The sequence below is a fragment of the Phytopseudomonas daroniae genome, assembly GCF_004327285.1.
Classification (GTDB): domain Bacteria; phylum Pseudomonadota; class Gammaproteobacteria; order Pseudomonadales; family Pseudomonadaceae; genus Aquipseudomonas; species Aquipseudomonas daroniae.
Genome location: NZ_QJUI01000004.1, coordinates 60,954 through 86,499, shown reverse-complemented (window position 1 = coordinate 86,499; position 25,546 = coordinate 60,954). Strand labels below are relative to the sequence as shown.

Genomic DNA, 25,546 nt, shown 5'->3' with positions numbered 1-25,546 from the left:
CTCTAAAAGGATGTTGAACCATGCAAAAATCTATGCTGCAAGCCCTGCTGTTCGCTGCCCTGGCCAGTGCCTCGCTACTGGTCAGCGCCAACGAAAGTACTAACGCGCCCGCCACCGAGCCCGTCGCCCAGCAACTGGCCGAGCTCAACCCGGTCAACCTCAATAGTGCCGATGCCGAAACCCTGCAGCGTGAGCTCAGTGGTGTCGGCTCGGTCAAGGCGCAGGCCATCGTCAGCTATCGGGAGACCCATGGCGAATTCGCCTCGGTCGACGAGTTGCTCGAGGTCAAGGGAATCGGCGAGGCCCTGCTTGAACGCAATCGTGGCAAGTTGACCATCGGCCAATAACGCTTATTGCAATACACCCGGGCCGCTCGACCCCTCAGGGTCGAGCGGCTTTTTCATGGATGGCGGTAATCCTTCGTACGGGCGGTTTTCTGACGTCGCGCTGGCGGTTCATCCTGTCTGACCCCGCTCTGCCTGCCTCTCCAAGCGTTGGCGCGTTTCATGCTCCTGCCGATCTGTGACACCTTACCGCGCCGATAAATCGGTGCTCTCGGGAGAGAGCGTACAGTTGGCACCCTTGTTGCAAATACCCCTGCAAAGCACACGCGGCGTCAAAAAACCGCGCTCAGTTGAGGAAGGGTTATGAGTCAGGGTGTCGCGTTCAATCGTCTAATGCTGGAAATGCGCTCCATGCAGGCCGAGGCCATGGCACGCAAGCCGGCAGTCTCCGAAGCCCAGGAAGTCGGCGCGCCGAGTTTCTCGGACATGCTCGGGCAGGCGGTGAACAAGGTCAGCGAAACCCAGCAGGCTTCTAACCAGCTGGCCACAGCCTTCGAGATGGGCCAGAGCGGCGTTGACCTGACCGACGTGATGATCGCCTCGCAGAAGGCCAGCGTTTCCTTCCAGGCCATGACCCAGGTACGCAACAAGCTGGTTCAGGCTTATCAAGACATCATGCAAATGCCGGTTTAAGAGGTAGATTCCGATCATGGCCGAAGCACTTGCCGCAAACGTACCCGCCACCACCGCTGGCAGCGAGCCGAAAAAGCCGCTGTTCGGGCTGACGTTCCTGGAGAATCTTTCCGACATGCCGGTATTGCGTCAGGCCGGTCTGCTGGTCGGCCTGGCCGCCAGTGTGGCGATCGGTTTCGCCGTGGTGCTGTGGTCGCAACAACCGGATTACAAGCCGCTGTACGGCAGCCTCAACGGCATGGACGCGAGCCAGGTGATGGAAACCCTGGCGAGCGCGGACATCAATTACACCATCGAGCCGAATTCCGGCGCGCTGTTGGTCAAATCCGAAGACCTGGCGCGTGCACGCATTCGCCTGGCTTCTGCCGGCGTAGCGCCGACCGACACCAGCATCGGTTTCGAGATTCTCGACAAGGAGCAGGGCCTCGGTACCAGCCAGTTCATGGAAGCGACCCGCTATCGTCGCGGACTGGAAGGCGAGTTGGCGCGCACCGTCTCCAGCCTGAACAACGTCAAGGCCGCGCGCGTGCACCTGGCGATCCCGAAGAGCTCGGTGTTCGTGCGTGATGAGCGCAAGCCCAGCGCTTCGGTGCTGGTCGAGCTGTATGCGGGGCGTAACCTGGAGCCAAGCCAGGTGATGGCCATCGTCAATTTGGTCGCCAGCAGCGTGCCGGAAATGGACAAGGGGCAGGTCACCGTGGTCGATCAGAAGGGCAACCTGCTGTCCGACCAGCAGGAAATGTCCGAGCTGAGCATGGCTGGCAAGCAGTTCGACTACAGCCGCCGCATGGAAAGCCTGTTCACCCAGCGCGTGCACAACATCCTGCAGCCGGTGCTCGGCATGGGCCGCTACAAGGCTGAAGTCTCGGCCGACGTGGATTTCAGTGCCGTCGAGTCGACCTCGGAAACCTTCAATCCGGATCAGCCGGCGCTGCGCAGCGAGCAGCAGGTCAACGAACAACGTAGCAGTAGCAGTGGCCCGCAAGGCGTACCCGGAGCCCTCAGCAACCAGCCGCCTGGCCCGGCTGACGCACCGCAGCAGACCGGTGGTGCAGCCGCCCCTGGCGGCCCGGTCGCACCGGGTCAGCCGCTGGTCGACGCCAATGGCCAGCAGATCATGGATCCGGCTACCGGCCAGCCCATGCTGGCGCCATACCCGGCCGACAAGCGGGATCAGTCGACGCGCAACTTCGAGCTCGATCGCTCTGTCAGCTATACCAGGCAGCAACAGGGTCGCCTGCGTCGGCTTTCCGTCGCCGTGGTGGTGGATGACCAGATGCGTGTCGACCCGGCTACCGGGGAAGCCACCCGTGTGCCGTGGAGCAGTGATGACCTGGCGCGCTTCACCCGCCTGGTGCAGGACTCGGTAGGCTTCGATGCCAGCCGTGGCGACAGCGTCAGTGTGATCAACACCGCCTTCAGCAGTGAAATCACCGAAGTGATCGAGGTGCCGTGGTACCAGAGCGAGCTGTTCCTGATGGCCATGGGCGGCCTCAAGTCGTTGTTCCCGGCACTGTTGATCTTCCTGTTGGTGTGGTTCGTGCTGCGCCCGGTATTGAACAACATTACCGGTGGCGGTAAAGGCAAAGAGCTGGCCATGGTTGGCGGTGGCCGCGATGGCGACGTGGATCTGGGCGAAATGGGTGGCCTGGATGGCCAGTTGGCGTCCGACCGAGTGAGCCTGAGCGGCCCGCAAAGCATTCTCCTTCCGAGTCCGAGCGAGGGGTATGATGCGCAACTGAATGCGATCAAGAGTTTGGTCGCCGAAGATCCGGGCCGTGTCGCCCAGGTAGTCAAAGATTGGATCAATGCCGATGAATGAGAACCGTATCGCTGCCAAGATGAGCAAGGTCGAGAAGGCCGCCATCCTGCTTCTGTCGCTCGGTGAAACCGATGCGGCCCAGGTGCTTCGTCATCTGGGGCCCAAGGAGGTGCAGCGCGTGGGTGTGGCCATGGCCGGCATGCGCAACATTCATCGTGAGCAGGTCGAGCAGGTGATGGGCGAGTTCGTCGAAACCGTCGGCGACCAGACCAGCCTGGGCGTGGGTGCCGACGGCTATATCCGCAAGATGCTCACCCAGGCACTGGGCGAGGACAAGGCCGGTAACCTGATCGACCGCATCCTGCTCGGCGGCAGTACCAGTGGTCTGGACAGCCTGAAATGGATGGAGCCACGCGCCGTGGCCGACGTGATCCGCTACGAACACCCGCAGATCCAGGCGATTGTCGTTGCCTATCTGGATCCCGACCAGGCGGGTGAAGTGCTTTCGCATTTCGACCACAAGGTTCGCCTGGACATCGTGCTGCGCGTGTCGTCGTTGAACACCGTGCAGCCGGCGGCGCTCAAGGAGCTCAACCTGATTCTCGAGAAGCAGTTCTCCGGCAGTTCCAACACCACCCGCGCTACCATGGGTGGCGTGAAGCGCGCCGCGGACATCATGAACTACCTCGACAGTTCGGTCGAAGGACAGCTGATGGACTCGATCCGCGAGATCGACGAAGACCTGTCGTCGCAGATCGAAGACCTGATGTTCGTCTTCGACAACCTGGCCGATGTCGATGATCGCGGTATCCAGGCGCTGCTGCGCGAGGTGTCTTCCGATGTGCTGGTGCTGGCGCTCAAGGGCGCGGACGAGGCGATCAAGGAGAAGGTGTTCAAGAACATGTCCAAGCGCGCCGCCGAATTGTTGCGTGATGACCTCGAAGCGAAAGGGCCGGTGCGTGTCAGCGACGTCGAGACCGCTCAGAAGGAAATCCTCACCATCGCCCGGCGCATGGCCGAAGCCGGCGAAATCGTATTGGGTGGCAAGGGCGGCGAGGAGATGGTTTAAATAGGGTCTATTCCCGTTTCGCCACGGCCGCGCCGGAGCCAGTTTTTGCGCGGGGCAAGGCATGAGGAGAGAAGTTTGGTTATTCCAAATGAACGACGAGTAACGCAGCAGCGCGCAAAAACTGGCCCGGCCCTCCGGGTTGCGCGGCAAATGGCGCCAGGCGGCGTTGCGGAACTTGGCAAGGGGGTAACCATTCCCTGCGTTCCGCGCCTTGCCTGGCGCCATTTGGCGCAGCAACGCGGCTCGTGTCGAAGCGGGAACAGACCCTGATGGCCGGCAAGGAACCCGTCAGCGAACTGATTCGCGCCAAGGATCTGGGCAGCGTCGATCGCTGGTCGCTGCCAAGTTTCGACGAGCATGTGGAGGTGCCGGAAGACGCCCAGCCTGAGATCGAACAGGCGGCCGAGGCCCCGCCGCCCCAGGAAAGCGAAGAAGTCGCGCTGGAAGATGTCAAACCCTTGACGCTCGACGAGCTCGAGGCCATTCGCCAGGACGCCTACAACGAAGGCTTCGCCACCGGTGAAAAGGACGGTTTTCGCGCTGGTCAGCTCAAGGCCAAGCAGGAAGCCGACGCCGCGCTGGCTAGCAAGGTCGATGGGCTCGAACAGGTCATGAGCCATTTGTTCGAACCTATCGCCGAGCAGGATCAGCAACTCGAAGTGGCACTGGTGACCCTGGTCGGGCAGATCACCCGCGAGGTCATTCAGCGTGAATTGAGCCGCGACTCCAGCCAGATCCGCCAGGTGCTGCGCGAAGTGCTCAAGCTGCTGCCCATGGGCGCGGAAAATATCCGTATCCACCTCAATCCGCAGGACTTCGAGCTGGTCAAGTCGCTGCGTGATCGCCATGAAGAAAGCTGGCGGATTCTCGAGGACGATTCCCTGCTGCCCGGGGGCTGCCGGGTAGAGACCGAGCACAGCCGCATCGACGCCAGTGTCGAAACCCGCCTCAGCCAAGCGCTCAAGCAACTGTTCGAACAGCAGCGCGAGCATGCGACCACGCCCCGTTCCGCCGATATGCACATCGACCTGGATGACGCCAATGCGCCTTGAGCGCATCAGCTTCGCTCGCCGCATGGAGGGTTATGGCGACGCGGTGAAGCTGCCGTCCCAGCCCGTAGTCGAAGGCCGCCTGCTGCGCATGGTCGGCTTGACCCTCGAAGCCGAAGGCCTGCGAGCCGCCCTGGGCAGCCGCTGCCTGGTCATCAACGACGACAGTTATCATCCGGTACAGGTGGAAGCCGAGGTCATGGGCTTTTCCGCCGGCAAGATCTATCTGATGCCGGTCGGCAGCCTGGCTGGTATTGCGCCCGGTGCGCGCGTGGTGCCGCTGCCGGATACCGGACGCCTGCCCATGGGCAGATCCATGCTTGGCCGCGTGCTCGATGGCGCCGGCCGTGCCCTGGATGGCAAGGGCGGGATGAAAGCCGAAGATTGGGTGCCGATGGACGGCCCGACCATCAACCCGCTCAAGCGCCACCCAATCAGCGAACCTCTGGATGTCGGTATCCGCAGCATCAATGGCCTGCTCACCGTTGGCCGCGGCCAGCGCCTCGGGCTGTTTGCCGGCACCGGTGTCGGTAAGTCGGTGTTGCTGGGCATGATGACCCGTTTCACCGAGGCCGAAATCATCGTGGTCGGCCTGATCGGCGAGCGGGGCCGCGAGGTCAAGGAATTCATCGACGAGATTCTTGGTGAAGAAGGTATCAAACGCTCGGTGGTCGTCGCATCGCCTGCCGATGATGCGCCACTGATGCGCCTGCGCGCCGCCATGTATTGCACACGTATCGCCGAGTACTTTCGCGACAAGGGCAAGAATGTCCTGCTGCTGATGGATTCCCTGACCCGTTTCGCCCAGGCGCAACGGGAAATCGCGCTGGCCATCGGCGAACCGCCGGCGACCAAGGGCTATCCGCCGTCGGTATTTGCCAAACTGCCGCGCCTGGTCGAACGAGCCGGTAATGCCGAGGAGGGCGGTGGTTCGATCACTGCGTTCTATACCGTGCTGTCGGAAGGCGATGACCAGCAGGATCCCATCGCTGATGCCGCCCGCGGGGTGCTCGACGGCCACTTCGTGCTGTCCCGGCGTCTGGCCGAAGAGGGGCATTACCCGGCAATCGACATCGAAGCGTCCATCAGCCGGGTCATGCCCCAGGTGGTCAGCCCCGAGCACATGCGTAACGCCCAGCGTTTCAAGCAGCTGTGGTCGCGCTACCAACAGAGCCGCGATTTGATCAGCGTTGGCGCCTATGTGCCGGGTGGCGATGCCGATACCGATCTGGCCATCGCCCGCCAGCCGGCGATGGTGCGCTACCTGCGCCAGAGTCTGGGAGAAAGCGAAAGCCTGGAAAACAGTCGTGACCTGCTGGCCGCCGTTCTGAACCCCACTGCGGCGTCCTAACCGGTGGCAACGAGTCGCGCCGCGCGGTTGGCGCCCGTCGTCGAAATGGCCGAAAAGGCCGAGCGTGAGGCGGCTCTGCAACTGGGTCGTGCTCAAGGCATGCTGGGGCAGGCTCAAGGCAAATTGGCTGATCTCGAAAATTACCTGCAGGGCTATCAGCAGCAGTGGATCAGCGAGGGGCAGCGGGGCGTGTCCGGTCAGTGGCTGATGAACTATCAGCGCTTTCTTTCCCAGCTCGATGTGGCGATCGCTCAACAGCAGCAGGCCGTGACCTGGCACCGCAGCAATCTGGACAAGATGCGCGAAGTCTGGCAACAGCGCTACGCACGCCTCGAGGGGCTGCGAAAACTGGTGCAGCGCTACCTGGACGAAGCGCGTCTGGCCGAGGACAAACGCGAGCAGAAACTGCTCGACGAGCTTTCTCAGCGTATGCCTCGACGCGATTCCCAGGAATGAATGATGGTTGCCGCTGACGCAGGCTAATGCTAAATCTTCATATGCCGGCATTCAGGTCGCTGTAGGGAGACCTGGGCAGGGTCAGGAAAAACAGGTGAGACACCGCGCCACGGCTCTGGTCAACAAGATGTCGCCTGCTTCTCAGGACAGGCTCGGCCAGTTGTTCCGCATACGGCGGTCTGGCGGATTTCCCGGATCTCAAGGAGTGCTTCATGCCCATCACCTCACTGCCTTCGGAAGACGGGCAAGAGCTGACCATCACGATTCAGGGGCGCTTCGATTTTGGCGCCCATCAGGAATTTCGTCGTGCTTACGAGCGCGTCGATATCCGTCCTGAACGCTATTCGGTAGACCTCAAGGGGACGACCTATCTCGATAGCTCGGCGCTCGGCATGTTGTTGCTGCTGCGCGATCATGCCGGTGGCGACCGTGCGCAGATTCGTCTGCTCAACTGCAATGCCGATGTGCGCAAGATTCTGTCCATTTCCAATTTCGAACAGCTTTTCCAGATCGTCTGAGGCGCGATGAACGCCTCGCGCCTTACCATCCTGATCGCCGAGGACAGCGCCACTGACCGCATGCTGCTGTCGACCATCGTCGGTCGCCAGGGGCATCGGGTGCTGGCCGCCAGCGATGGTCTGGAGGCGGTTGCGCTGTTCGAGTCGCAGCGCCCGCAACTGGTGTTGATGGACGCGCTGATGCCGGTGATGGATGGTTTCGAGGCTGCGCGGCGGATCAAGGCCATGGCTGGCGATGCCATGGTGCCGATCATCTTTCTGACCTCCCTGAGCGAAGACGAGGCGCTGGTTCGCTGCCTGGAAGCGGGTGGCGACGATTTTCTCGCCAAGCCCTACAGTCGGGTAATCCTCGAAGCCAAGATAAATGCCATGGATCGGTTGCGACGCCTGCACCAGGAGGTGCTGCGACAACGCGACCAGATTGCCCGGCATAACGAGCACCTGCTCAATGAACAGCTGGTGGCCAAGGCGGTATTCGACAAGGTGGCGCACTCCGGTTGCCTGAGCGCCGGCAATATTCGCTACCTGCAATCGCCGTATGCGCTGTTCAATGGCGATCTGCTGCTGGCCGCGTTTCACCCCAGCGGTGACATGCATGTGCTGCTCGGTGATTTCACCGGTCATGGTCTGCCTGCGGCGATCGGCGCGATGCCGCTGGCCGATGTCTTCTACCGCATGACGGGCAGAGGCCATTCACTGGCCGAGATTCTCCATGAGAGCAATGCCAAGCTGCGGCGTATTCTGCCTCGCGGCGTGTTCTGCTGTGCGACGCTGCTGAATGTCAGCTTCCGGCGGCAGATGGTCGAATTCTGGGGCGGCGGTCTGCCGGATGGCTACGTGCTGCGCAAGGACGGTGGAGCGCGGGTACCGCTGGTATCGCGGCACCTGCCGCTTGGGGTGCTGGATCCAGACAGCTTTCGCGACGATTACGAGGCGTATCCGCTAGCACCGGGGGATCGGGTTTTCCTGCTTTCCGATGGAGTGCTCGAGGCGCGTGACGAGCATGAAGAGCTGTTTGGCGAGCAGCGTCTGCTCGACGTGCTCGACAACGGCCATCCACCGTTAGCGCTGTTCGACGACATTCAGCAGGCGTTGCAGCGCTTCAACGGCGAAGCACGTGACGATGTCAGCCTGGTCGAGGTGACCATGGTCGAGGAGGGCGCCGTGAGTCGACCTCCGCTGCCGGACGGGGAATGGCGTAGAGGGCCTGAACAGTGGTCGGCGCGCTTTGATTTTCAAAGTTCCACGTTGCGTGACTTCTATCCCTTGCCCTATCTGTTGCAGTTGCTGCTCGAAGTGCCTGGCTTGCGTGGGCACGGCGGCAGCCTCTACAGCGTGCTGTGCGAGCTGTATACCAACGCTCTGGAGCACGGGGTATTGGGCCTGGATTCAGCCCTCAAGCGTGATGCTGCCGGGTTCTCCGAGTATTACCGGCAGCGTGCCGAACGTTTGGATGCCTTGCGTGATGGCTGCGTCAGCATCGCCTTCGACGTTTGCCGCGAAGAAGGCGGCGGTCGTTTGACGCTGACGGTGGAAGACAGCGGCGCCGGCTTCGATCCCCAGACGGTATTGACGCGCCAGTGCCCTGCTGGAGGCCTCAGTGGGCGTGGCATGAGCTTGGTTCGCGATCTTAGCGAGCGCTGCAACTGGTCGTCCGACGGCCGTCGGGTCAGTGTAGAGTTTTCCTGGCCTGCAGAGGCATAATCCATCGATTCGGTGCTTTCCTCGGCCGCTCGGCGCGAGGCGTGTTATCAGCAATGGCGAACTGCCGCTCAAGGCGGGCCTGGAGTAAAGGATGTCCGACAATCATCTAGACCGCGCCGTACTGATTGCCTTGCAGGACATCATGGAAGACGAGTATCCCGTGCTGTTGGATACCTTCGTCGCTGACTCCGAAGAACGCCTGCGCCTCTTGCAAGGGGCCGAGCGGGCGCAAGACGCTCAAGCCATGCGCCGCGCCGCGCACAGCTTCAAGGGTAGCTGCAGCAACATGGGGGCCAAGGTGCTGGCTGAGTCCTGCCGCGAGCTTGAAGAGCTGGCGCGTCGTGGCGATCTGACTGATTCGGCTGAGCTGATCGGGCGCATCGAGCGTGAATTCGCCATCGTCCGTATCCTGCTCAAATCCGAACACCAGCGTTTTTCTACTGAGTAATCCTCTTGTCTGACATGTTGGCCCGGCCCTTGCTTGCTCTGTGCTCACTACATCATTCAAGCGGAGAGCATTCATGCCCGTTGCCCCCGATCTGCTGCTGACGCCTACCACCGTGGCCAAGCCCAAGGCCCCTGCGGCGAACAATGCGCAGAGTACGGCCGAACCGCGCAAGCAAGAGGCTTCCAGCTTCTCGCAGGTGTATGCCAAAGAGCGCCAGGCCAAGGCCGTTGAACGCCAGGACAACGCCGCCAGAAACGCACGCGACAGCAAAGCCGATCCGCAGCGAAACGTCAGTAGTTCGACGCCGACGTCGGATCAGGCGCCAGCCGTTGCCGAAAGCGGCAAGGATTTGCCTGCCGATCCGGCAAGCGAGGACGGCGCTGTCGATCCACTGCTGATGCTCGGCCTTTTCGAGCCGCAACCGGTAGTGGTGGAGGTCGATCCTGAGCTGCAAGCGCAGGCTGCCGCCGTGTCGACCAGCCTGATCGGTTCCGCGCCTGCCAGCATGACCGAAGCCAGTTTCGATCCCGAGATCGATGCGCTCAATCAATTACCCGCGGTGCGCTTGGCGCTTGATATCGGCGCGCAGGAAAAGGTGGCAGAGCAGGGCGCGACGAGCGCCCAGGTATTTGCCAGCGCCATGGCGGCGATGGGTATGAAATCTACGGCTGTCGATGTAGAGGGCGAATCCGCCGAGCTGCCGCTGTTCGAGCTCAGCACCGAAGCTCTGGAGGCGCTCAAGGAAAGTTCGGCGGACACAGCCCCCGAGCAGTTCGTCAGTAAGCTCAGTGCGCTGAGCCAGGTGATTGGTCAGCAGACCTCGCAAGCCGCGCGGGTACCCGTGGTGCCCGGGCAGCCGGTAGCCATGCAGCAGACCGGCTGGGGCGAGGGTGTGGTGGACAAGGTGATGTGGATGTCCAGCCAGAACCTCAAGTCCGCCGAAATTCAGCTCGACCCCGCTGAGCTTGGTCGCCTGGACGTGCGCATCAGCCTGAACCAGGATCAGACCCAGATCAGCTTCGCCAGCGCCCATCCAGGTGTGCGCGAAGCGCTGGAAAGCCAGATGCACCGCCTGCGTGAGATGTTCACCCAGCAAGGCATGAACCTCGCTGACGTGAACGTTTCCGACCAATCCCAGGGGCGTGCATGGCAGGGCCAGGAGAACGATGGTCGCGGCCGCGGCGATCGGCCCGCGGATGATGGCACTGCCGGTACCGGCGAAGAAGAGCGGGTGATCGGCAGTGTCGAACTGCGTGATCCTGGCCAGGGAGCTGGCCGCGGTATGGTCGACTACTACGCCTGACGTCGTTTGTCGGCGATGCGGCTGAACTGCCGGGCCGCCGCTCAGCCCGATCGCCAGACTCTGTTCTAGACTTAACCCTGCCCCGAATCACTGGGGCAGGGTTATTTCATTTATGAGCCGATGCTCGGCTTTCGCGTAACATGGCGCGCGCAGCAATTGCACCCAAGCTTATGAGCTGGCATAACACTTGCTCTTAACCCTTTGAAAGCGGAAGGATCTCCACTCCGTGACGGATTTTTGGCATGGCTAAGAAGAACGCCCCACTCGCTGTTGCTACCGAGGCTGGAAGCAAGCCGGCCGGTAAGCTGAAGCTCATCATCGTGATCGTCCTGGCGCTGCTGCTCGCCGTGGGGCTGTCGATTGGTGGCACCTGGTTCTTTCTCAGCAAGGGTGCGGCCAAGGAAGATACGGCCCATGAGTCGGCCCAGAACGCCGCTCCGGTCAAGAAACCGGCCATTTACGAAGAATTGGCGCCGGCGTTCGTGGTCAATTTCACCCAGAACGGCCGGGCCCGATACATGCAGGTCAGCGTTGCCCTGATGACCCGTGACCAGGCCGGGCTCGATGCACTGAAGGTGCATATGCCGGTACTGCGCAACAACCTGGTGATGCTGTTCTCCAGCCAGGATTTCGCCACGCTGGTCACTCCCGTGGGCAAAGAGATGCTGCGCCAGCAGGCCACGGCCAGCGTGCAGCAACTGGCTGAGAAGGAGACGGGTAAAGTGACCGTCGAGCAGGTGCTGTTCACCAACCTTGTGTTGCAATAGGGCGGGAGTCCGATAATGGCTGTGCAAGACCTGCTGTCCCAGGACGAGATCGACGCGCTGTTGCACGGTGTCGACGACGGCTTGGTGGAAACCGAGGAATTCGTCGAGCCGGGCAGCGTCAAGCAATACGACCTGACCAGTCAGGATCGGATCGTGCGCGGTCGCATGCCGACCCTGGAAATGATCAACGAGCGCTTTGCGCGCTACACCCGCATCAGCATGTTCAATCTGCTGCGACGCTCCGCCGATGTGGCCGTAGGTGGTGTGCAGGTGATGAAGTTCGGCGAGTACGTTCACTCGCTGTACGTACCGACCAGCCTCAACCTGGTGAAGATGAAGCCGCTGCGTGGCACCGGCCTGTTCATTCTCGATGCCAAGCTGGTGTTCAAGTTGGTCGACAATTTCTTTGGTGGCGATGGCCGCCACGCCAAGATCGAGGGTCGTGAGTTCACGCCTACCGAGTTGCGCGTGGTGCGTATGGTGCTGGATCAGGCGTTCGTCGACCTGCGTGAAGCCTGGGCCGCGGTAATGGATATCAACTTCGAGTACGTCGGCTCGGAGGTCAACCCGGCGCTGGCCAACATCGTCAGCCCAAGCGAAGTCATCGTGGTGTCGACCTTTCACATCGAACTCGATGGCGGTGGTGGCGACCTGCACATCACCATGCCCTACGCCATGGTCGAGCCGATCCGCGAGATGCTCGATGCCGGTTTTCAGTCCGATGTCGACGACCAGGACGAACGCTGGGTCAAGGCTCTGCGCGAGGACATCCTCGAAGTCAGCGTGCCGCTCAGTGCCACGGTGGCGCGTCGTCAACTGAAGGTACGCGACATCCTGCACATGCAGCCGGGCGACGTAATTCCCGTGGAGCTGCCGGAACACATGATCCTGCGTGCCAATGGCGTACCGTCCTTCAAGGTCAAGCTAGGCTCGCACAAGGGCAACCTGTCGCTTCAGGTGCTCGACCCGATCGAGCGTCACCGTTAGGCACTGCCATGTGGCCCGTGAAGCCTTACCCATTTCGCCGTGCGCCCGAGCGTGTGGCCCAACCGATAAACGCCAGCCGAGGTTGAACGATGGCAGACGAGAACGAAAACACCACGCCTGAGGAGCAGGCACTGGCCGATGAGTGGGCAGCAGCCCTGTCCGAATCCGGCGACGCCGCCGGGCAGGACGACATCGATGCCATGCTGGCCGCCAGTGCGCCAAGCCAGCCGGCCGCACCGCGGGTACCGATGGAAGAATTCGGCAGCATGCCCAAGGCCAACAATCCGGTCAGCCTGGACGGCCCGAATCTCGACGTGATCCTCGACATTCCCGTCTCCATCTCCATGGAGGTGGGTAATGCCGACATCACCATCCGCAACCTGCTGCAGCTCAACCAGGGCTCGGTGATCGAACTCGACCGCCTTGCCGGCGAGCCACTCGACGTGCTGGTCAACGGTACCCTGATCGCCCATGGCGAAGTGGTGGTGGTCAACGAGAAGTTCGGCATTCGCCTGACCGACGTGATCAGCCCTAGCGAACGCATCAAGAAGCTGCGCTGAAGACGATGAACAGAATTCTGCTCGCTTTACTGGCGCTGCCGCTCTCTGTGCTGGCTGCCGAGCCCGCGGCTCAGGCGCCTGCGGCCGGTAGCGGTATTGGTGGCCAGCTGGTGCAACTGGTCATTGGCCTGTTGCTGGTCATCGGCCTGATTTTCCTGCTCGCCTGGATGATGCGTCGTGTACAGCGCATGGGGCCGAGTGGCGGCAAGGTGATCAAGATCGTCGCCACCCAGGCCTTGAGCCCGCGTGATCGGCTGGTGCTGGTGCAGGTGGGGAACGAGCAGATACTGCTGGGGCTGACCCCGGGGCGGATCAATCCGCTGCACGTGATGGGCGAGCCGGTTCATCTGCCTGATGCCGAGCCAGCCTCCACGGAGTTCGCCCAGCGCCTGATGGAGCTGTTGGGCAAGGATCAGAAGGACAAGTCCTGATGCTGCGCCTTCTGCTTGTATTGGTGTTCACACTGGGCGCCTCGCTGACCTTTGCCCAGGAGCCGCCTGCAGGCAGTTCGCTGATCCAGCAGGGCAGCAATCCGCTGTCGATTCCGGCTATCACCCTGAGCACCGACGCCGACGGCCAGCAGGAATATTCGGTCAGCCTGCAGATCCTGCTGATCATGACCGCGCTGAGCTTCATCCCGGCGTTTGTCATGCTGATGACCAGCTTCACGCGCATCATCATCGTGTTTTCCATCCTGCGTCAGGCCCTGGGCTTGCAGCAAACGCCGTCCAACCAGATTCTCGTCGGCCTGGCGTTATTCCTGACGATGTTCATCATGGCGCCGGTGTTCGACCAGATAAACCGCGAGGCGCTGCAGCCCTACCTGAACGAGCAGTTGCCGGCGCAGCAGGCGATCGAGCGGGCGGAAGGGCCGATCAAGAACTTCATGCTGGCGCAGACCCGTGAGAGCGATCTGGAGCTGTTCGTACGCCTGTCCAAGCGCACCGACATTGCCAGCCCGGATGAGGCGCCGCTGACCATTCTGGTGCCGGCCTTCGTCACGTCGGAACTGAAGACCGCCTTCCAGATCGGTTTCATGATCTTCATCCCGTTCCTGATCATCGACATGGTGGTGGCGAGCATCCTCATGGCCATGGGTATGATGATGTTGTCGCCGCTGATCATTTCGCTGCCGTTCAAGATCATGCTGTTCGTGCTGGTCGATGGCTGGGCCCTGATCATGGGCACCCTGGCCAGTAGTTTCGGCACCTTATAGCGAGGTTCACATGACCCCTGAAGTCGCCGTCGACCTGTTCCGTGAAGGGCTCTGGCTGATCTGCCTCATGGTCGGTTTGCTGGTCACGCCCAGCCTGTTGGTGGGCCTGATGGTGGCGATGTTCCAGGCCGCCACGCAGATCAACGAACAGACCCTGAGCTTTCTGCCGCGTTTGCTGGTGATGCTGCTGACCCTGATCGTTGCCGGGCCCTGGATGGTGCGTGAGCTGATGGAATACACGCAGAATCTGATCATGAACATCCCGCAGCTGATCGGCTGAGTGCGATGTTCGAACTGAGCGATGCGCAGATCGGCGGCTGGGTCAGCAGTTTTTTGCTGCCGCTGTTCCGCATCGCGGCCTTGCTGATGGTGATGCCGATCATCGGTACGCAGCTGGTGCCGACCCGGGTGCGCCTGTATCTGGCGCTGGCCATCAGTGTGGTGCTGGTACCGACGTTGCCGCCTATGCCGCAGGTCGATGCCATCAGCCTGCAAGCCTTCGTGCTCATCGCTCAGGAAATTCTCATCGGCGTCATGCTCGGCTTCGTGTTGCAGCTGTTCTTCCATGTCTTCGTGGTCGCCGGGCAGATCCTGGCGATGCAGATGGGCCTGGGTTTCGCATCCATGGTCGACCCTGCCAACGGTATTTCGGTGCCGGTGATCGGCCAGTATTTCACCATGCTGGTGACCTTGCTGTTTCTGGCCATGAACGGCCATCTGGTGGTGTTCGAGGTGCTGGCCGAGAGTTTCGTGACGCTGCCGCCTGGCTCCGGGCTGCAGGTTGAGCACTACTGGGAAGTGGCGACCAAGCTCGGCTGGGTGATGGGGGCGGCGCTTATTCTGGTGTTGCCGGCGGTTACCGCGTTGCTGGTGGTCAATATCGCCTTTGGCGTGATGACCCGTGCTGCACCGCAGCTGAACATCTTTTCCATCGGCTTCCCGCTGACCCTGGTGCTGGGGATGGTGATCGTGTGGATTTCCCTGGCCGATATCCTCGCGCATTACCAGATAATGGCCGCCGAAGCCCTGACGATGCTGCGTGAATTGGTGAGGGCGAGCTGAGTGGCCGAATCCGAAAGTGGTGCCGAAAAAAGCGAGGAACCCACGGAGAAGCGTCTCCGTGAATCCCGCGAGAAAGGGCAGATCGCGCGTTCGCGCGAGCTGAACACCTTCGCCATCATGCTCGCTGGCACCGGCGGCCTGCTGGCCACAGGGGGCGGTCTGGGCATCGCGCTGCTGGACGTCATGCGCGGCAATTTCGTGTTGTCACGCGAGGATCTGTTCGATGAGCGCAACATGGGCCTGTTGCTGGCCGCCTCCGGTCAGGTGGCGATGGAGGCGTTGGTTCCACTGTTCGTGACCCTGCTGATCGCCTCCATCGTCGGCCCCATCGCCCTGGGTGGCTGGTTGTTCTCGGCCAAGGCCATGGCCCCCAAGTTCAGCCGCATGAACCCGCTGGCCGGGCTCAAGCGCATGTTCTCGGTGAAGGCACTGGTCGAGCTGCTCAAGGCGCTGGCCAAGTTCATCCTGATCCTCGTGGTGGCACTGGTGGTGCTGTCGATGGATCGTGACGATCTGATGGCGATCGCCAACGAACCGATCGAATCGGCGATCATGCATGCCGCTCAAGTGGTCGGCTGGAGTGCGTTGTGGATGTCCCTCGGGCTGATCCTGATCGCCGCCGTGGATGTGCCGTTCCAGCTCTGGGACAACAAGAAGAAGCTGAAGATGACCAAGCAGGAGGTCAGGGACGAGTACAAGGACAGCGAGGGCAAGCCCGAGGTCAAACAGCGGATTCGCCAGTTGCAGCGCGAAATGGCCGAGCGGCGCATGATGCAGGCGGTACCTCAGGCCGATGTGGTAATCACCAACCCGACCCACTTTGCGGTGGCACTGAAATACGACCCGGCAAAGGGCCAGGCACCGGTACTACTGGCCAAAGGGGGGGATTTCACGGCGCTGAAGATCCGCGAGATCGCTCAGGAGCACAACGTGATGCTGCTGGAGTCGCCAGCCCTGGCTCGCTCGATCTATCACACCACCGAACTGGATCAGGAGATCCCGGCCGGTCTTTATCTGGCGGTGGCCCAGGTATTGGCGTACGTCTATCAGATTCGTCAGTACCAGGCTGGCAAGGGCAAGCGGCCAACACCGTTGAAGGATCTGCCCATTCCGCCGGATCTGCGTCGCGACGAATAGCACCATGCCACGGACTCTGCGGGGTGGCCACGATCGCATCGCGCCGGGGGCGACGCTCCTACAGGGTCGGTAGCTTGCCGCGATCCCGTAGGCGCCGCGCCCTCGCGGCGATTGGCGGCCGCGACGCGGTTTGGCGTGAGGCAACGTAATTCGGAGCGGCCAGCGGTCATGACCATTAGCGCCGACTGGCGTGCTGCATCAGCCTTGCGCGCGCCTCACGCGTCGGTGAAGGTCTGGCCCCGGGCATGTCCCTTGGCCAGTGGCGGCGGGGCGGTCGGTTGCTCGAAATCATCCGTCCAGTGCCAGTTGCGGATTTCCGGCAAGTCCTCGAAGTGCTCGCGGATATAGCTGTGGTGCTCGCGCAGTTTGCGCTGGAACAGATCGACCGCCTGGCTGGCCTGGGCGCGCAGGCGGGGCACGTACTTGAGCGCTTCGCTGGCCAGCTGGTAGCGGCTGAGGTCGTTCAGCACCACCATGTCGAACGGGGTGGTGGTGGTGCCTTGATCGGAGAAACCGCGGACATGGAAGCGGGCCTCGTTGGCCCGGCCATGCACCATGGAGTGGATGACCCAGGTCGAGCCATGGAAGGCGAAGATCACCGGCACATCCCGGGTGAACAGGGCTTCGAAGCTGGCGTCGTCGAGGCCGTGGGGGCGATCCCGCGGCGAGGCGAGGATGCCCAGGTCGACCACGTTGACCAGGCGCACCTTGATCCCCGGCACATGCTTCTGCAGCAGCCATGAGGCGGCCACCGCTTCCGTGGTGGGCACGTCGCCGGCGCAGGCCAGCACGATGTCCGGCTCGCCGCCGCCGTCGCTGCTGGCGAAGCTCCAGATCGACGCGCCGCGCGAGCAGTGTTCCAGGGCCGCTTCGAAGTCCAGCCACTGGAAGTCCGGCTGTTTGCCGCAGGTCACCACGTTGATGTAGTTGCGACTGCGCAGGCAGTGGTCGAACACGTTGACCAGGCAGTTGGAGTCCGGCGGGTAGTAGATGCGCACCACCTCCGAGCGGCGTTGCAGGACGTTGTCGACGAAGCCGGTGGATTGATGGCTGAAGCCATTGTGGTCATTGCGCCAGGCGTGGCTGGTGATCAGGATGTTCAGCGACGCCAGCGGCTTGCGCCAGGCAAATTCGCGGCATTGCTGCAGCCATTTGGCATGCTGGGTGACCATCGAATCGACGACCTGGGCGAAGGCCTCGTAGGTCGACCACATGCCATGCCGCCCGGTGAGCAGATAGCCTTCCAGCCAGCCTTCGCACAGGTGTTCGCTGAGCACTTCCATGACCCGGCCGTCCATCGCCAGTTGATCGTCCAGTTCCAGCAGCGGGCCGGAGGCGGTGCGGGAAGAGGCTTCGAACACCGCGTTGAGGCGGTTGGAATTGGTTTCGTCGGGACTGAACATCCGGAAGTTGCGCGGGTTGCGGCGGATCACGTCGCGCAGGAACTCGCCCAGCTTGCGCGGCGCCTCGGCGATCACCTGGCCGGGGGCTGGTACTTCCAGCGAGTATTCGCCGAAGGCGGGCAGATCCAGGGCGGTCAGTAGCCGCCCGCCGTTGGCGTGGGGCACCGCGCCGAGGCGCAGGTGGGCGGGCGGGTTGAGCCCGTCGAGATCGGCCGCCGGCACGCCGTTGTCGTCGAACAGGCTGTGGGGTTCGTAGCTGCGCAGCCAGGCCTCCAGCAAGGCCAGGTGCTGCGGGTCTTCCCGCACCCCCGCCAGGGGCACCTGATGGGCGCGGAAGGTGCCGGACACCGGCAGGCCGTCGACTTCGATCGGCCCGGTCCAGCCTTTGGGGGAGCGCAGGATGATCATCGGCCAGCGGCCGACCCGCGGCAGGTCCTGGTCGCGGGCCTGGGCCTGCAACTGGCGAATCCGCTGGTAGCTGTCGGACAGGGCGGCGGCGAAGCGCTGGTGCATGCCGGGCAGGTCGTCGCCGGCGACGATGATCGGCTCGTAGCCGCGGCCCTGGTAGAGCTGGATCAGGTCGGCGTCATCGGTACGCGCCTCGACGGTCGGGCCGGAGATCTTGTAGCCGTTGAGGTGCAGGATCGGCAGCACCGCGCCGTCCTTGCGCGGATCGAGGAAGCGAATGCTTTTCCAGCTGCCTTCCAGCGGGCAGGTTTCCGCTTCGCCGTCGCCGATCACGCAGACCGCCACCAGCTCGGGGTTGTCGAACACGGTGCCGAAGGCATGCATCAGCGAGTAGCCCAGTTCGCCCCCTTCGTGCAGCGAGTTCGGTGTGTGCGGCCCACAGTGGCTGGGTATGCCGCCGGGGGTCGAGAACGAGCGGAAGAAGCGGCGCATGCCGTCGGCGTCACGGCTGATCTGCGGGTGGACTTCGCTGTAGGTGCCCTCCAGCCAGGCGCAGGCGTTGAGGGTCGGGCCGCCGTGGCCGGGGCCGGAGAGGAACAGCATCTCCACGTTTTCGCGGCCGATCAGGTGGTTGAGGTGGGCATAGATGAAGTTCTGTCCGGCCGAGGTGCCCCAGTGGCCGAGCAGGCGTGGCTTGATGTGCTCGGCCTTCAGCGGCTCCTGCAACAGCGCGTTGTCCTGCAGGTAGATCTGCCCCACGCAGAGGTAATTGGCCGCCTGCCAGTAGCGCTGGATGACCGCCAGTTGCCGATCGTCGAGCGCCGGCTTGTCGGCGGCAGGCGGTACGGGGGAGGGCGTGGTATCGGCACTGGAAAGGTCGGGATTGAAATGGAACACGGGCAACTCCTGTCGGGCTGTGGTGGTTCGTTCGAGGCGTTGGGCGCCAGGTCGTGCCCGGCGTCCGCGGTCACGACCTGTCCGCCATCGCCTGGCGGCGCACCGGTACGACTGGATCCGGCGAGGATGGTGTGTCACCAGTGTAGGCACGAACGCGGCATCCGTTTCGATCGACCGCCGCACGGCGAGCGGAGCGCATGGGCTCGCCTGGACGGCTCGGGCACCAACGCACCCGCCATGACGGGCGCGCCGCTGGAGCCGCATCAGTAGCGCACGGACGTTACAGTTGCTTGATGCTTTGCACCTGATCCTTGTTGATGCGGTTCGACTTGCCGTCCAGTTGCCGGAATTCGTAGAAGCCGGTCTTTTTATCGAACTTGGGCTTGTCCAGCGTCTGCAGTTCCTGGCCGTCGTTGAGAATGATCAGCGAAGGCGTGGAGCAGCCGCTCAACAGGGCGGCGAGGGCAACGGCAGAGAGGATGATGGCGAATTGTTTCATGGTGAGACTCCGGTATGGCTCAGGTGGGGTGTCGGCTGTGCGTGGCGCTTCGGCATCGATCGATCCTCAATGCAATGACTTGCGCAGCCGCGACAAGGCGCCGACGAAGAACAGGCTGCCGATGATGGCCAGCGCCACCAGCTGTGGCCAGACGATGGTGCTTCCCGCGCCACGGAAGAGGATGGCCTGGGCCAGTTCGACGAAGTGCGTGGTGGGGGCCAGCAGCATGATGTGTTGCACCGCCTCCGGCATGCTTTCCCGGGGCGTCATGCCGCCCGAGAGGATCTGCAGCGGCATCAGCACGAGGATGATCAGCAGGCCCAGTTGCGGCATCGAACGGGCCAGGGTGCCGAAGAAGATGCCCATCGAGGTAGTGGCGAACAGGTGCAGGGCCGCACCGCACAGGAACAGCGCGATGGAGCCCGGTATGGGCACCTCCAGCCAGCCCTCGACCACCAGGGTCAGGGCGATGGCCGAAGCCGTCAGTACCACCAGCCCCATCGACCAGACCTTGGCGCACATGATCTCGAACGGCGTGACCGGCATCACCAGCAGATGCTCGATGGTGCCGTGCTCGCGTTCGCGGATCAGCGCGGCGCCGGTGAGGATGATCGACAGCATGGTGATCTGGTTGATCACCTCGTTCACCGAGCCGAACCAGGCGCGTACCAGGTTGGGGTTGTAGTTCATGTGCACCACCGCCTCGACCGACTGGGTCGCCGCGCCGCGCGTGCGCTGGAGGAATTCGCCGGCTTCGGCGCTGATGATCTGCTGGATGTGCCCGGCGCCGGTGAAGGCCTGGCTGACCTGGGTGGCGTCGACGTTGAGCTGGATGCTCGGCTGGCGCCCGGCGAGCAGATCCTGCTGGAAGTTCGGCGGGATGTTCAGGGTGAAGGTGTAGAGGCCCGCATCCATGCCGCTGTCCATTTCCTCCAGGGTGATCGGCTTCGGGGCGAGGAAGTAGGGCATCTGGAAGGCCGCGATGATGCGCTGGGACAGCTGCGACTGGTCTTCGTCGATCACCCCGATGGTGGCGCGGTGCGGGGCTTCCGGCACCCCGGTGGCGCTGGAGTAGATGCCGAGGGTGAAGGCGTAGACGATCAGCAGCAGCAACGCCGGATCGCGATACAGGCTGCGCAGTTCCTTGATCCCCAACTGCAGGATATTGCTCAGTTTGCGCATCTCAATGCTCCTGCTTCTTCAGGCCGGCGACGCTGAGCAGGGTCAGCACGGGAATGGTCAATAGCAGGGGAAAGAAATAGAGGTACAGGTCGTGCAAACCCAGGGCCTTGGAGAACACGCCACGGCTGATGGTCAGGAAGTGGCTGGTCGGGTAGATATTGCCGATGAAGGCGCCGGCGCCTTCCATGGCCGATACCGGGTGGATCAGGCCGGAAAACTGCGTCGCCGGCAGCAGGGTGGCGATGGCGGTGCCGAAGATGGCGGCGATCTGGCTGTTGAGGATCGACGACATCAGCAGGCCGAGTCCGGTGGCGCAGATCACGTAGAGCAGGGCGCCGATGGTCAGGGTCAGCATGCTGCCCTTGACCTGGACGTCGAACACCAGCACCGACAGGGCCACCAGCATGAAGAAGTTGATCATGCCCAGGCCGATGTAGGGCAACTGCTTGCCGAGCAGGAATTCCAGGCGGGTCACCGGGGTGACATAGAAATTGGTGATCGAGCCCAGTTCCTTCTCGCGCACCACGCCGAGGGCGGTGAGCATGGCCGGGATCAGCATCAGCAGGATCGGGATCACCGCCGGCACCATGGCCGGCAGGCTCTGTACGTCGGGGTTGTAGCGGTAGCGCAGGGTGATGTCGAACGGACTGGCCGCCACCCCCTGGGTCGAGCCACGGGCGAGTTCCTCCAGGTAGCTCTGGTGGATGCCTTGCACGTAGCCCTTGATGGTGTCGGCGCGGGTCGGCATGGCGCCATCCACCCAGAAGCCCACCTGCGGCACCTCGCCGCGCTTGAGGTCGCGGCCGAAGCCGGGCGGAATCTCCAGCGCCAGGCTGATCTCGCCCTTGCGCATGCGCTGGTCGAGATCGGCATAGTCACGCAACGGTGCTTGCTCGACGAAGTAGCGCGAGCCGGCGATGTTCAGGGCGTAGGCGGCGCTGGTGGTGGTCTGGTCGCGGTCGAGCACCGCGTAGTTCAGGTCCTCCACGTCCAGGCTGATGCCGTAGCCCATGATGAACATCAGCAGCACCGTACCGAGCAGGGCCAGGGTGGCGCGGATCGGGTCGCGGCGCAGTTCCATGGATTCGCGCTGGGTATAGCTGTACAGGCGACGCAGGCTGAAGCGTGACGTCGACGCGCCGGCGGTGCCGTTCGACGTCTCTGGCGCTACGCCCGGCGTGGCCTCCGGGGCGCTCTCGTCGCTGCCGGCGGCATCGCGCAGGTAGGCGATGAAGGTCTCTTCCAGGGTGGCCAGGCCGCGCTTGTCCATCAGCGCCTGCGGCGTGTCGCTGTCCAGCACCCGGCCGGCGTGCATCATCGACATGCGGTCGCAGCGCAGCGCCTCGTTCATGAAGTGGGTGGAAATGAAGATGGTCACGCCATCGTTGCGCGACAGGTCGATCAGCAGTTCCCAGAAGCCGTCCCGGGCGATCGGGTCGACCCCCGAGGTGGGCTCGTCGAGGATCAGGATCTCCGGCTTGTGGATCACCGCCACCGCCAGCGACAGGCGTTGGCGCACGCCCAGGGGCAGGTCGGCCGGCAATTGCTCGGCAACGCCCTGGAGGTTGAACCTGTCGAGCATTTCCTGGATACGGCCAGGGCGCTGTGCCACGGGAATGTGGAACAGCCGGGCGTGCAGGTCGAGGTTCTGCAGCACGCTCAGCTCGCTGTACAGGGAAAAGGCCTGGGACATGTAGCCGACCCGCCGGCGGGTTTCGATGTCCCTGGGGTCGACCGGCTGGCCGAACAGGAAGGCTTCGCCTTCGCTGGCCGGCTGCAGGCCGGTGAGCATCTTCATGGTGGTCGACTTGCCGCAGCCATTGGAGCCGAGGAAGCCGAAGATCTCCCCGCGTTCGATGCGGAAATCCACGTGGTCGACGGCGACGAAATCGCCGAAGCGACAGGTCAGGCCATGGGCCTCGATGGCCACCGCGTCGTTGCCGCTGGCCGCCGGGCGCGGTGGAATCACCAGGGCATGGTGGCCGCTGCGCTTGGCTTCGGGCAACAGGGCGATGAAGGCTTCTTCCAGGTTGTCGGTGGCGGTGCGTTCGAGCAGTTCGCCGGGAGTGCCGGTATCCAGCACCTTGCCGTCGTCCATGGCCACCAGCCAGTCGAAACGCTGGGCTTCGTCCATGTAGGCGGTGGCGACCAGCACGCTCATGCCGGGACGGCGCGTGCGGATGCGCTCGATCAGCTCCCAGAACTGGTTGCGCGCCAGCGGGTCGACGCCGGTGGTGGGTTCGTCGAGGATCAGCAGGTCCGGGTCGTGGATCAGCGCGCAGCACAGCCCGAGCTTCTGCTTCATGCCGCCGGACAGCTTGCCCGCCGGGCGCTCGGTGAAGGGCGCGAGGCCGGTGCTCTGCACCAGGTCGGCGATGCGCGCCTTGCGTTCCGCTGCGTCCTGGCCGAACAGCCGGCCGAAGAAGTCGAGGTTCTCGAACACGGTCAGGGTCGGGTAGAGGTTCTTGCCCAGGCCCTGGGGCATGTAGGCGATGCGCGGGCAGATGGCGCGGCGGTGGCCGGCGTCGGCCATGTCGCCATCGAGCACCCGCACCGTGCCGTCCTGCAGCTTGCGCGCCCCGGCGATCAGCGCCAGCAGGCTGGACTTGCCGACCCCGTCCGGGCCGATCAGGCCGATCATGCGCCTGGCGGGAATCTCCAGGCTGACGTGATCCACCGCGCAGGTCTTGCCGTAGCGCAGGCTGACGTCGAGCAGTTGCGCCACGACGGAGGGGCTCTGCGTCATTGGGGAATCCGGATCTGCAGGTCTTGCGGCCATTCGGCGGCAGCGTCGAGTTTCAGGTAGGCCATGCCGGGGATGCCGGTCTTGACCTGCTCCAGATGCGCCTTGAGCAAGTCGGGGTCGATCCGCGCCTTGATCCGGAACATCAGCTTCTCGCGTTCGCTGGCGGTTTCCACGGTCTTCGGCGTGAACTGCGCGACGCTGGCCACGAAGGTCACCTTGGCCGGGATCACATACTGCGGCGCCGCATCCAGCACCAGGTGCACATCGGAACCGAGGGCGACCCGGCCGGCCTGCTGCGAAGGCAGGAAGATGTTCATGTAGACATCGTTGAGGTCGACCAGGTTGAGCACCTTGCCGCCCGCGGCCAGCACTTCGCCGGGCTGGCTGATACGGTACTGCACGCGGCCGCTGCGCGGTGCCTTGAGCTGGCTGTCCTCGATATCGGCCTGCAGCCGCTCGACGCTGGCCTGGGCGGCCTGCACCGCCGATTCGGCCTCGATCACCTGGGATTGCGCGGCCTCGATGCCGGCCTGGGCCGAGACCACCTGGGACTGCGCGGCGGCGAGGGCGGCCTGGCCGCTCTGCAGGGCGGCCAGGTCGTCATCGAGTTGCTGGCGTGGCAGGGCATTGCGCTTGACCAGGATCGCGGTACGCTCATGGCGTTTCTGCGTGGCGCTGAGTTCGGCGCGGCGCTGGCGCACCACGGCTTCGGCGGTGACCTTCTCGCTTTGCCGCAGGGAGACCTGGGAATGGGCCGTACGGGTGGCGTTCTGCGCCTGGCGTACCTGGGCCTGGGCCTGGTTCAACTGCGCCACGAGCACCTGGGTATCCATGCGCGCCAGGATCTGCCCGGCCTGGACGAAGTCGCCTTCCTCGACCTCGATTTCCAGGAGCCGGCCGGCCAGCTTGCTGGCCACGTCCACTTCGGTGGCTTCGATACGGCCGTTGGCGCTGGCGAAACCCTCACCCAGTCCGCTTGGGCGCAACTTCATCCATACCAGGGCGACAACGGCGACCAGGGCGGCCACGACCACCACACGGGTGAGGTTCTTCCTGTGCTGCTGCTTCATCGATCGATTTCCCAAGGTCAGACATTCACTGCTTCACGTAGCGGCCAGGCGCGGGTGCCACAAGCGGATACTCGGCATTGCCAGTGTGCATGACGGCGCGGGGCGATGGGATGACCCAGGGCAATGGAAGCACCATTGACTTTGCCGGTATCCCGGCGCAGTGCCTGGGCGACCGCCAGGGATTGCGCAGTGAAAGCTGCGTTGGTCTCGAGCGGGACGAGTTCGTCCAGTGTTCAGCCGAGGCGGGATGGTTCATCGCTGGTGAGGATGAGTGGTTCGCCCTTGCGCTGGGGAATCAGGATAGACGTGATTTCATCGCTGCAGTGACCCGCTTCGATGGCGTACGAGCCCAGCGCAGCATCGTGATGCCAGCGCTGGGCTCGTACGTCAGAGGCTTGTCACTGGCTGTGGCGTGGCAAGCGTATTGGCAGGCTAACGCGCCGTGGCGTTACTCGATTACGCCGCAGGCCACGCGGGCACCACCGCCACCCAGCGGTTCGGGATGGTCGGCATGGTTATCGCCGCCGGCATGAACCATCAGCGCCAGGTTCTTCAGCTCATCCACGCTTTTGATGCGCGGCGCCAGTACGGGCTGATTGGCTTTGCCGTCCGCCGTGACCAGCAGGGCGGGGAGGTCACCCAGATGGCCATCGCCCCAGGGCAGGCCGTGTTTGCCGGTGTTCTGCGGATCCCAGTGACCACCCGCGGACTCGGCTGCTGAAGGCTGGCCATCCTTCGGTGCGGGATCGCAACTGGGTTTGCCGTGCACGTGGAAGCCGTGTACGCCTGGCTCCAGGTCATGCAGTTCAGGGGTGAAAACCACGCCGTAAGGGCTCTGGCTGATCACCACCTTGCCAACCGAGGTGCCGACGCCTTTAGCGTCCACGGCATTGAGTTCGACCGCCAGGTCGGCGGCCTGCAGGCTAGCGGCACAGCAACTGGCCAATGCGGCCATCATCCAGCGTTTCATACGTG

Annotated in this window: 26 protein-coding genes; 19 read left to right on the top strand and 7 right to left on the bottom strand. The window is 63.3% G+C overall.

Annotated elements, in window-relative coordinates:
• The first annotated feature begins 20 nt into the window (after positions 1-20).
• The 19 genes from DNK06_RS05585 to flhB all read left to right on the top strand — a co-directional run bounded on the left by DNK06_RS05585 (position 21) and on the right by flhB (position 16,366).
• Positions 21-347, top strand: coding sequence for a ComEA family DNA-binding protein (locus DNK06_RS05585; protein WP_131179048.1), 327 nt, complete (start codon positions 21-23; stop codon positions 345-347).
• 300 nt (positions 348-647) lie between these two features.
• Complete coding sequence (gene fliE, locus DNK06_RS05580; RefSeq protein ID WP_131179047.1) at positions 648-977, top strand: flagellar hook-basal body complex protein FliE; 330 nt, start codon at positions 648-650, stop codon at positions 975-977.
• A 16-nt stretch (positions 978-993) separates the two neighbouring features.
• A complete protein-coding gene (fliF, locus tag DNK06_RS05575; protein ID WP_131179046.1) occupies positions 994-2,799 on the top strand; it encodes a flagellar basal-body MS-ring/collar protein FliF in 1,806 nt (601 codons plus the stop codon).
• Positions 2,792-3,808, top strand: coding sequence for a flagellar motor switch protein FliG (gene fliG, locus DNK06_RS05570; protein ID WP_131179045.1), 1,017 nt, complete (start codon positions 2,792-2,794; stop codon positions 3,806-3,808). Before fliF ends, fliG begins: the two co-directional genes overlap by 8 nt.
• 269 nt (positions 3,809-4,077) lie before the next feature.
• Complete coding sequence (gene fliH / locus DNK06_RS05560; RefSeq protein ID WP_131179043.1) at positions 4,078-4,860, top strand: flagellar assembly protein FliH; 783 nt, start codon at positions 4,078-4,080, stop codon at positions 4,858-4,860.
• Positions 4,850-6,208: a flagellar protein export ATPase FliI gene (gene fliI, locus DNK06_RS05555; protein ID WP_131179042.1), complete on the top strand. Its 1,359-nt coding sequence runs from the start codon at positions 4,850-4,852 to the stop codon at positions 6,206-6,208. Before fliH ends, fliI begins: the two co-directional genes overlap by 11 nt.
• Positions 6,209-6,211: 3 nt before the next feature.
• Positions 6,212-6,664: a flagellar export protein FliJ gene (gene fliJ / locus DNK06_RS05550; protein WP_131179041.1), complete on the top strand. Its 453-nt coding sequence runs from the start codon at positions 6,212-6,214 to the stop codon at positions 6,662-6,664.
• Positions 6,665-6,876: 212 nt separating this feature from the next.
• Entirely contained in the window at positions 6,877-7,182 is a 306-nt protein-coding gene (locus DNK06_RS05545) for an STAS domain-containing protein (RefSeq protein ID WP_131179040.1), read from the top strand.
• Between the two features lie 6 nt (positions 7,183-7,188).
• Complete coding sequence (locus tag DNK06_RS05540; protein WP_131179039.1) at positions 7,189-8,886, top strand: fused response regulator/phosphatase; 1,698 nt, start codon at positions 7,189-7,191, stop codon at positions 8,884-8,886.
• 91 nt (positions 8,887-8,977) lie between these two features.
• The gene (locus tag DNK06_RS05535; RefSeq protein ID WP_131179038.1) at positions 8,978-9,334 is read left to right on the top strand and encodes an Hpt domain-containing protein; all 357 of its coding nucleotides are present in this window, start codon (positions 8,978-8,980) and stop codon (positions 9,332-9,334) included.
• Between the two features lie 73 nt (positions 9,335-9,407).
• Positions 9,408-10,637: a flagellar hook-length control protein FliK gene (locus DNK06_RS05530; RefSeq protein ID WP_131179037.1), complete on the top strand. Its 1,230-nt coding sequence runs from the start codon at positions 9,408-9,410 to the stop codon at positions 10,635-10,637.
• Between the two features lie 242 nt (positions 10,638-10,879).
• Positions 10,880-11,404 carry a flagellar basal body-associated protein FliL gene (gene fliL / locus DNK06_RS05525; protein WP_131179036.1) on the top strand — a complete coding sequence of 175 codons (525 nt, stop codon included), beginning with the start codon at positions 10,880-10,882 and terminating at the stop codon, positions 11,402-11,404.
• 15 nt (positions 11,405-11,419) lie between these two features.
• Positions 11,420-12,391, top strand: a complete 972-nt coding sequence (gene fliM / locus DNK06_RS05520) for a flagellar motor switch protein FliM (RefSeq protein ID WP_131179035.1) — start codon at positions 11,420-11,422, stop codon at positions 12,389-12,391.
• 89 nt (positions 12,392-12,480) lie between these two features.
• Positions 12,481-12,951 (top strand): flagellar motor switch protein FliN, encoded by a 471-nt coding sequence (fliN, locus tag DNK06_RS05515; RefSeq protein ID WP_131179034.1) that lies wholly within the window; start codon positions 12,481-12,483, stop codon positions 12,949-12,951.
• Positions 12,952-12,956: 5 nt separating this feature from the next.
• Positions 12,957-13,382 carry a flagellar biosynthetic protein FliO gene (fliO, locus tag DNK06_RS05510; protein ID WP_131179033.1) on the top strand — a complete coding sequence of 142 codons (426 nt, stop codon included), beginning with the start codon at positions 12,957-12,959 and terminating at the stop codon, positions 13,380-13,382.
• On the top strand, positions 13,382-14,167 hold the full coding sequence (fliP, locus tag DNK06_RS05505; RefSeq protein WP_131179032.1) for a flagellar type III secretion system pore protein FliP: 786 nt from the start codon (positions 13,382-13,384) through the stop codon (positions 14,165-14,167). The genes fliO and fliP overlap by 1 nt, the downstream gene beginning before the upstream one ends.
• A gap of 10 nt (positions 14,168-14,177) precedes the next feature.
• Positions 14,178-14,447, top strand: coding sequence for a flagellar biosynthesis protein FliQ (gene fliQ / locus DNK06_RS05500; protein WP_131179031.1), 270 nt, complete (start codon positions 14,178-14,180; stop codon positions 14,445-14,447).
• 5 nt (positions 14,448-14,452) lie between these two features.
• Positions 14,453-15,229 carry a flagellar biosynthetic protein FliR gene (gene fliR, locus DNK06_RS05495; RefSeq protein WP_131179030.1) on the top strand — a complete coding sequence of 259 codons (777 nt, stop codon included), beginning with the start codon at positions 14,453-14,455 and terminating at the stop codon, positions 15,227-15,229.
• Complete coding sequence (gene flhB, locus DNK06_RS05490) at positions 15,230-16,366, top strand: flagellar biosynthesis protein FlhB (RefSeq protein ID WP_131179029.1); 1,137 nt, start codon at positions 15,230-15,232, stop codon at positions 16,364-16,366. It abuts the gene before it with no gap.
• 215 nt (positions 16,367-16,581) lie between these two features.
• Here the strand turns inward: flhB and DNK06_RS05485 are convergent, their stop codons facing one another.
• The 7 genes from DNK06_RS05485 to sodC all read right to left on the bottom strand — a co-directional run bounded on the left by DNK06_RS05485 (position 16,582) and on the right by sodC (position 25,541).
• On the bottom strand, positions 16,582-19,074 hold the full coding sequence (locus DNK06_RS05485) for a phosphoketolase family protein (protein ID WP_131179028.1): 2,493 nt from the start codon (positions 19,072-19,074) through the stop codon (positions 16,582-16,584).
• Positions 19,075-19,354: 280 nt separating this feature from the next.
• Positions 19,355-19,573 (bottom strand): YgdI/YgdR family lipoprotein, encoded by a 219-nt coding sequence (locus tag DNK06_RS05480; protein WP_131173593.1) that lies wholly within the window; start codon positions 19,571-19,573, stop codon positions 19,355-19,357.
• Between the two features lie 66 nt (positions 19,574-19,639).
• Positions 19,640-20,755, bottom strand: a complete 1,116-nt coding sequence (locus DNK06_RS05475) for an ABC transporter permease (protein WP_131173592.1) — start codon at positions 20,753-20,755, stop codon at positions 19,640-19,642.
• 1 nt (position 20,756) lies between these two features.
• Positions 20,757-23,501 (bottom strand): ribosome-associated ATPase/putative transporter RbbA, encoded by a 2,745-nt coding sequence (gene rbbA, locus DNK06_RS05470; RefSeq protein WP_131179027.1) that lies wholly within the window; start codon positions 23,499-23,501, stop codon positions 20,757-20,759.
• Positions 23,498-24,571, bottom strand: a complete 1,074-nt coding sequence (locus DNK06_RS05465; protein ID WP_131179026.1) for an HlyD family secretion protein — start codon at positions 24,569-24,571, stop codon at positions 23,498-23,500. The genes rbbA and DNK06_RS05465 overlap by 4 nt, the downstream gene beginning before the upstream one ends.
• Before the next feature lie 17 nt (positions 24,572-24,588).
• Positions 24,589-24,801, bottom strand: a complete 213-nt coding sequence (locus tag DNK06_RS25500) for a hypothetical protein (protein WP_131179240.1) — start codon at positions 24,799-24,801, stop codon at positions 24,589-24,591.
• Between the two features lie 218 nt (positions 24,802-25,019).
• Complete coding sequence (gene sodC / locus DNK06_RS05455) at positions 25,020-25,541, bottom strand: superoxide dismutase family protein (RefSeq protein WP_131179025.1); 522 nt, start codon at positions 25,539-25,541, stop codon at positions 25,020-25,022.
• Positions 25,542-25,546: the final 5 nt, after the last annotated feature.